Source organism: Saccharopolyspora sp., from assembly GCF_017434145.1.
Lineage (GTDB): Bacteria > Actinomycetota > Actinomycetes > Mycobacteriales > Pseudonocardiaceae > Saccharopolyspora_C > Saccharopolyspora_C galaxeae.
In genome coordinates this window covers 1-7,027 of the sequence record NZ_JAFRFW010000308.1, presented here as the reverse complement: position 1 = coordinate 7,027, position 7,027 = coordinate 1, and the positions used below count along the sequence as shown (strand labels likewise).

At 69.3% G+C, this 7,027-nt stretch carries 4 protein-coding genes and 1 pseudogene; 2 read left to right on the top strand and 3 right to left on the bottom strand.

The window, feature by feature from the left end; genetic code table 11:
- The 3 genes and pseudogenes from IJH84_RS08585 to IJH84_RS08575 form a co-directional block, all read right to left on the bottom strand.
- Positions 1–220, bottom strand: a pseudogene (locus IJH84_RS08585) (hypothetical protein); the annotation flags it as partial.
- Positions 221–224: 4 nt separating this feature from the next.
- Complete coding sequence (locus IJH84_RS08580; RefSeq protein ID WP_200069086.1) at positions 225–671, bottom strand: roadblock/LC7 domain-containing protein; 447 nt, start codon at positions 669–671, stop codon at positions 225–227.
- A 186-nt stretch (positions 672–857) separates the two neighbouring features.
- On the bottom strand, positions 858–4,124 hold the full coding sequence (locus IJH84_RS08575; RefSeq protein WP_295142418.1) for a nitrate- and nitrite sensing domain-containing protein: 3,267 nt from the start codon (positions 4,122–4,124) through the stop codon (positions 858–860).
- 754 nt (positions 4,125–4,878) lie between these two features.
- On the opposite strand from IJH84_RS08575, the gene IJH84_RS08570 reads away from it, so the two are divergent.
- Complete coding sequence (locus IJH84_RS08570) at positions 4,879–5,310, top strand: DUF485 domain-containing protein (RefSeq protein ID WP_295142415.1); 432 nt, start codon at positions 4,879–4,881, stop codon at positions 5,308–5,310.
- Positions 5,311–5,372: 62 nt separating this feature from the next.
- Positions 5,373–6,947: a cation acetate symporter gene (locus IJH84_RS08565; RefSeq protein ID WP_295142422.1), complete on the top strand. Its 1,575-nt coding sequence runs from the start codon at positions 5,373–5,375 to the stop codon at positions 6,945–6,947.
- Positions 6,948–7,027 lie beyond the last annotated feature (80 nt).

The following is a 7,027-nucleotide window of genomic DNA, read 5'->3' as shown; positions in this document are numbered from 1 at the left end:
GCTGCGGTTGTTCCGGCTGCGCAGGTCCCGCTTGCGGAGGCTGTTCCGACGGCTCCTCCGACCGCTGCGCGCGCTTGCGCCTGCCGCGCCTGCCGCCGCGACCGCTGTCGAAGCTGAAGCCGTTCATCACATCGGCGAACGTGGTGCCTTCCGGCCCCTCTTGCGGACCCGTGTCGTCCCGTCTTCGGTCCTCGTGTTCGCCGAAATCGGAGTCGTCCATCGGTTCACCTCACCGCGGCCGGTGGGGAGAACGGATTCCCGGCGCCCTGCAACTGGTGCCGCAGCTCCGGCGTGAGGATCTGGCCGACGCGCTCCACCAGCATCGCCATCTCGTAGGCGATCAGGCCCATGTCGCACTGCGGCGCCGCGAGCACCGTCAGGCACGAACCGTCGCTGATGCCCATCTGGATGAGCGTGCCGTAGTGCATCTCGACGATCGTCTCGGTCACCTCACCGGCCTCGAAGCACTTGGCGGCGCCGTTGGTGAGGCTGAGCAGACCGGACGCGACCGCGGCCAGCTGGTCCGCGCGGTCCGGGGGGAGTTTCGCCGACGAGGTCAGCAGCAGGCCGTCCGCGGACACCACGATCGCGTGCGCCACACCGGCGACGCGCTCGGTGAAGTCCGTGACCAGCCACCCGAACCGCCGGGACATCGTCTCCTGGGGAGTCATGCAACCTCCTGGCTGTTGCTAGTGGAGTCGCCGGTCGAGACGACCCCGTGTTGCCGTATCGGTGGAACCGGGCGCGACCGGCGCCCGCAGTGGCCTGGTTCAGGACTCCTCGTCGCAGCGCAGCTCATCCGCACCTGAGCAACGCATTCACACCATCTCCTAAGTCTTTTCCGCCGGCGTGCGTTCTCAGGACTCGTCCGGTGCGCGGTGGCGTCCACGTTGGACACCGGTCTGGAAGCTGGAGAGCCGTCCGCGCAGCGCGTTCGCGTCCCGCTCGAACGGTTTGTCCTGCTCCTCCTGCTCACCGAAGAACGTGCCCGCGCTGCCGGGTGCGAGCTGCGCCTTCGGCGTGCGCCGCGGCAGGCCGGAAGAGGTGAACGACTCCGGGCTGGAGCTCGTCGCCGCTGCGGCCTGCTTCCAGCCGTCGTCGGTGGCGAAGTTCCAGCCGTCGGCACCCGCCTCGGCACCGTTCGAGTCCGCGCCGTGCGATTCGGCGGACTCGGTGATCCAGCTCGAACCACCGTTGCGGCGCGGCTGCAGCTGCCGGTCCGCCGCGGTTTCCGGCGCGGCTTCCTGTTCGGTCTCCTGCGACTGCACTGGCCCCTTCCTCCCGAAACGCAGACCGCCTTGGAGGTCGGCCAACCGGCGGCTCAGTTCGTGCGGGCTGCGTCCCGCGGAATCGGGTTCCGCGGCAGCCGTCCCGTTCCCGGCGGCACCGGAGCGGTCGAGATCTTCACCGCCGGTGCCGTTGCGCCCGTCGGCGAGGTGGTCGATGCCGAGCGGGTCGGATTCGTCGATGCGCGGCTCGGAACCGGCCGAGCCGCCGGGATCGCGGCGGGGCAGTCCGGAACCGGTGGCCTGCTCACCGGGGAACCCGGCGGTTCCGGAGTCCGCTGTGGACCCGCCGGTGGGTTCCCCGGTCGGCCAGGCGTGCTCGTCCGGAGCGGCCTCGGGTTCGGGGGCCGGCTGGAACCACTGCGTGGAGACTTCCTCGAAGATCGGAGAGGGCGCGTCCCCGGACGTGCTCGGCGCCTGCGTCGCCGAGTCCTCGATGGCCGGCGGCCACGCCAGGTCCGAAGAGGTCCAGTCGGAGCGGAAGTCCTGCCCGTCCTGCTGCTCCGGGATCTCCAGCGGCGTGAACAGGCTCGCGGTCGGCGCGTCGCCCGGATCGTGCGTTTCCTCGTCGCGCTGCGAAGGCGCGAACATGCCCGCGGACGGTTCCCGCTTCGGCAGCGCGTTGCCTGCGACGTCCTCCCCGGACCCGGTGAAGAAGCCGCTGTTGAACGTGTTGTCCGGCTGCGCGGTGGAGAAGCCGGTCTCGGCGCTGTCCACCCCGCTGTTGTTCCGCTGGAACGCGGTTTCCTCAGCGGTAGCCGCGCCCGAGGCCGATGCGCCCGACTGCGCGGACTGGGCGGCGCCGATCGCTCCCGAGGTCGGCATGTCGTGGTGCGCGAACCCGTTGCGCTGCCCGCCCTGCGCCGGGGTGGGCTGGGCGCTCGCGGGCGGCCCGGCGGTGGAGACCACGTGCTCGGCGGGCACGACCACGGTGGAGCGCACGCCTTCCACGTCCGGACCGCCGTAGAGCCGGACCGCGATGCCGTGCCGCAGCGCCAGCCTGGAGACCACGAACAGGCCCATCCGGCGCGAGGTGGCCAGGTCGTTCTCCTCGACGCGCGCGAGCTTGGCGTTCGCGTCGGCCAGCTCCGCCTCGCCCATGCCGATGCCTTCGTCGAGCACGTCGACCGTGATCGAACCGTCCCCGGCCTGGTAGGTGGAGACCGTCACCGAGGTGTCCGGCGAGGAGAAGTTCGCCGCGTTGTCCATCACCTCGGCCAGCAACCGCACCATGTCGCTGGCGGTGTGCCCGAGGATCTTCGCCTGCGGTGGCGGCTGCAGGACCACCCGCGGGTACTGCTCGATCTCGGAGACCGCGGCGCGCAGCACGTCGGAGAGGTCGGTGGGCCGCACGAAGCGCCGCGCCAGGTCGCTGCCGGAGAGCACCATCAGGTTCTCGTTGTTCCGGCGCATCCGGGTCGCCAAGTGGTCCAGCTGGAACAGCCTGGAGAGCTGGTCGGGGTCTTCCTCGTCCTGCTCGAGCTGCTCGAACAGGCGCAGCTGGCGTTCCAGCAGGCTCTGGCTTCGCCGCGAGACGCCCACGAAGGATTCGCTGTAGCCGTGCCGCAGCACGGCCTGCTCGGCAGCCAGCCGCAGCGCCTGCCGCTGCACCTCGTCGAAGGCGCGGGCCACCTGGCCGACCTCTTCGGTGGTGGACACCGGCAACGGCCGGATCTCGTTGACCTCACCGCCCGCGCGGATGCCTTCCACCGCGTCCGGCAGCTCGTTGTCGGCCGCGTCCAGCGCGCCGCGGCGCAGGGCGCGCAGCGAGCCCAGCAGCTGCCGGCTGATCGTGATGATCACCGCGGCAGCCGCGATCAGCGCGGACAGCAGCAGCACCGAGTCCCAGCCCGCCGCGGCGCTGGCGTCCTCCTCGAGCTTGGCCGCGCCGCCGCGCACCTCGTCGGCGAGGTCGTTGTGCCCGTCGTCGATGAGCGCGACGACCTGGTCGGACACGGAGTTCCACTGCTCGGTCCCGACCGGGTAGCCGCCGGAGGACTTGTCGTCCATCGTCGCGGCGACGATCGCCGTGAGCAGCCCGTTGCGCTGCTGGATCGGCGGGCTGAGCAGCGTCGCACCGAGCCGCTTCTCCCAGTGCCGGGCCACCGTGGCGCGCGCGTCGGTGATCTTCGATTCGAGCCGGGCGCGGGACCCGAGCAGCTCGTTGATCGCCTGCTGGTCCAGGTTGCCCTCGGACAGCCCGGTGAGCACCCACGCCTGCTGGAAGCGGACTTCCTCCATCAGGCCCAACATGTCCTGCAACGCCGAGGCGGTACTGGAAAGGCTCGGCTCGGACACGGTGCTGGTGAGCGCGCGGTCCATCGACAGCACGGTGTTGATGGCGGTGGTGTAGCCCTCGATCACCTGCGGCGCCGGGGCGAGGCCCGCCTGCACCGCGGGGCGCGCGGTGCGCAGCTTGTCCAGCGCGAGGTGCATTTCCCGCTGGCGGTCCTGCACGAGCTGGCCGAATTCGCCGGGCTCACCGAGCTGGGCGTCCACCTCGCTCGCCGTCTTGTCCACATTGGAAATCCGCTCGGCGAGGCCGACGTCCTCGCCGAGGGTGCGCTGCACCGCCGCGTTGCGCTCGGCCTGCAACGCCTCCACCAGCGGTTCCACCCGCTGCGCCGTGTCCAGCACTTCGGCCACGCGGTTGTACTCGTCGGCCTGCTCGACCTGCCAGCGAATCTGCGAGACGCCGAGGCCGACCGCGAACAGCACCGGCACCAGCACGACCGCCGCGAATTTGACGGGCAGGCTCCAGTTGCGCCACTCGCGGACTCCGGCGCGTCCGGGTGCGACGTCGTTGCGCGCCTCCGTCCGGGCGTCCGGCGTCGTCACGAGCACCACCCCGGCAGCAGCCGAACGGCCCGGCGAGGCAGGAGGTCTCTTTCGAGTGGACTTGGCGTCGGGGAACGGCGCATCCGTGTGATCCCGCAATCGTCGTCTGGGTTGTCGGTGGGAAAGGTTTCCGGCGGCGGGCAGGCTCGCAGGCAAGGGCTCGCACTACCAGCACGGAACCGTATCGGAACGGCGGCTCCGGCGAGACCGAGCGTTACCGAACCGAGCTGGCGCAGCCGCGGCGGAGGCATTCCGGACACTGGCACCTAACCGGGGCGGAGGAAGAGGAGCGGTCTGGTTTTCAGGTGCCTCGCACTATAAACCCCCCGTCCGGGAAACAGCGGAGGGCGTTTTCAGCGGAATCCACTGCTGTGAACACCGCACAGCGAAGGCCGTCCGGCGGCGGCCGGAAGCGGCCGGAACGAGGAATTTTTCACTGCGCGGAAGGGCCTCCGGCACCCGCCGAGCCGCCTCGACAACGAGCTGGTAACACTTCTTCCAAGATCATCGACAGTCGACTGAGTACCAGCCGTTCGCGTGACGCCCCACCCCGAACGTCGGTATGCCTGTGACCTACAGTGACAAAATTGGTCACTCCATGTGCCCCAAGGGTGTACTTTCTGCTCCACCGACAGAGTCGTTATGCTTCGCCGCCGCGAGGTCCTTCGCCTCCCCGCGAAGTCCTCGACGCCCCCAACTCCGCCGGGTCCTGAAGGGTTTGGCCGACCCGACGCACAACTTCCTGGAAGGAAGCATGAGCAACGCAACGCAATCCGCGCTGCGCGGTCGCCCCCACGACCGGTCCGGGAAAGCACGGACCGGCTTCGGGGGAATCGAGAAGAGCGCGGTCCGCACCCAGCAGACCGAGCCGAATTACCAGGCCATCGCGCAGAGTACGGAATTCAACGACCTGCGCCGCCGGGTGTCCGCGTTCGTATTTCCGATGACCGCGCTATTTCTGCTCTGGTACCTCGCCTACGTGATCATCGCGGCGTACCTTCCGGACTTCATGTCCCAGCCGGTGTTCGGCTCGGTGAACGTCGGGCTGCTGATGGGCATCGGCCAGTTCGTGTCCACTGTGCTCATCACCGCCGCCTACGTGCGGTTCGCCGATCACTACATGGACCCGCGGATCGAGCAGCTGCAGGCCGCTGTGGACGGTCGCGCTGAGGAGGGTGCGCAGTGATCCCGACGCTGTCCGCGCAACATCGGCAGCCGATCCTGGCGCAGGCACCCGGAAGTGACCTGCTGCCGTCCGAAGGCCCGATCATCAACACCGTCATCTTCGCCGGCTTCGTGCTGCTGACGCTGTTCATCGTGTACCGGGTCAGCAGCGCGAACACCTCCAGCGACTACTTCGCTGCAGGCAGCTCGTTCACCGGCGTGCAGAACGGTGTCGCGCTGTCCGGCGACTTCCTGTCCGCGGCGTCGTTCCTCGGCATCGCCGGCGCGATCGCGGTGCACGGCTACGACGGGTTCCTGTACTCCATCGGGTTCCTGGTCGCATGGCTGATCAACCTGCTACTGATCGCCGAGCGGATGCGAAACACCGGCCGCTTCACGATGGGCGACGTGCTGAGCTTCCGGATGAAGCAGCGCCCGGTGCGCGCCGCCGCGGCGATCTCCACGATGGCGATCACGTTCGTCTACATGATCGCGCAGATGGCCGGTGCCGGCGGCCTGGTCGCGCTGCTCGCGGACGTGCACAGCTACTGGGGCCAGGCGATGGTGATCGCCGTCGTGGGCCTGGTGATGATCCTCTACGTGCTGCTGGGCGGCATGAAGGGCACCACCTGGGTGCAGATCATCAAGGCCACGCTGCTGATGCTGTGCGCCGCGATGATCACGATCTTCCTGCTCGGCAAGTTCGGCTACGACTTCAGCCGGGTGCTCGACGAGGCGGCGGCGAACAACCCGAACGGCAGGGACATCCTCGGGCCGGGCGTGGAGTACGGGAAGTCCGAACTGACCAAGTTGGACTTCGTGTCGCTGTCGCTGGCGCTGGTGCTCGGCGTCGGTGGTCTGCCGCACGTGCTGATGCGCTTCTACACCGTCCCGAACGCCAAGGAAGCCCGCCGCTCGGTGGTCTGGGCGGTGTGGACGATGTCGCTGTTCTACCTGTTCACCCTGGTCATCGGCTACGGCGCCGCCGCGCTGGTGGGCACTCCGACGATCGTCGGCGCACCGGGCGGGGAGAACTCCGCGGCGCCGCTGCTGGCCTACCGCATCGGCGGCACGCTGCTGCTGGGCATCGTCGCGGCGATCGCGTTCGCCACGATCCTCGCGGTGGTCGCCGGGCTCACGCTGACCGCGTCCGCGTCGTTCGCGCACGACGTCTACGCGAACATGATCAAGCGCGGCAACGTCGAATCGCACAAGGTGGTGCGGGTGGCGCGGCTGACCGCGCTGGGCATCGGGCTGGTCTCGATCGTCGGCGGGGTCGCGGTCAACGGCCAGAACATCGCGTTCCTGGTCGGGCTGGCGTTCGCGTTCGCGGCGTCGGCGAACCTGTCCACGTTGCTGTTCTCGCTGTTCTGGAAGCGGTTCAACACCACGGGCACGCTGTGGGGCATCTACAGCGGACTGATCTCCTGCCTGCTGCTGGTGGTGTTCTCGCCGGTGTTCTCCGGCGCGGCCGACTCGATCTTCCCGGACGTGGACTTCGCGTTCTTCCCGCTGAAGAACCCGGGCATCGTGTCCATCCCGATCTCGTTCCTGTGCGCGGCGATCGGCACCCTGTTCGGGCCGCGCTCGGACGACCACGAGCGGCAGTCCGAGATGGAGGTCCGGTCGCTGACCGGCATCGGCGCTCGCATCGGCTGACCGCGGGCAGCGGTCGATGCGGCCGGGACGGGCAGCGCCCGCCCGGCCGCGTCGCTTTTACGGGCCGAACGGGGCCGCGG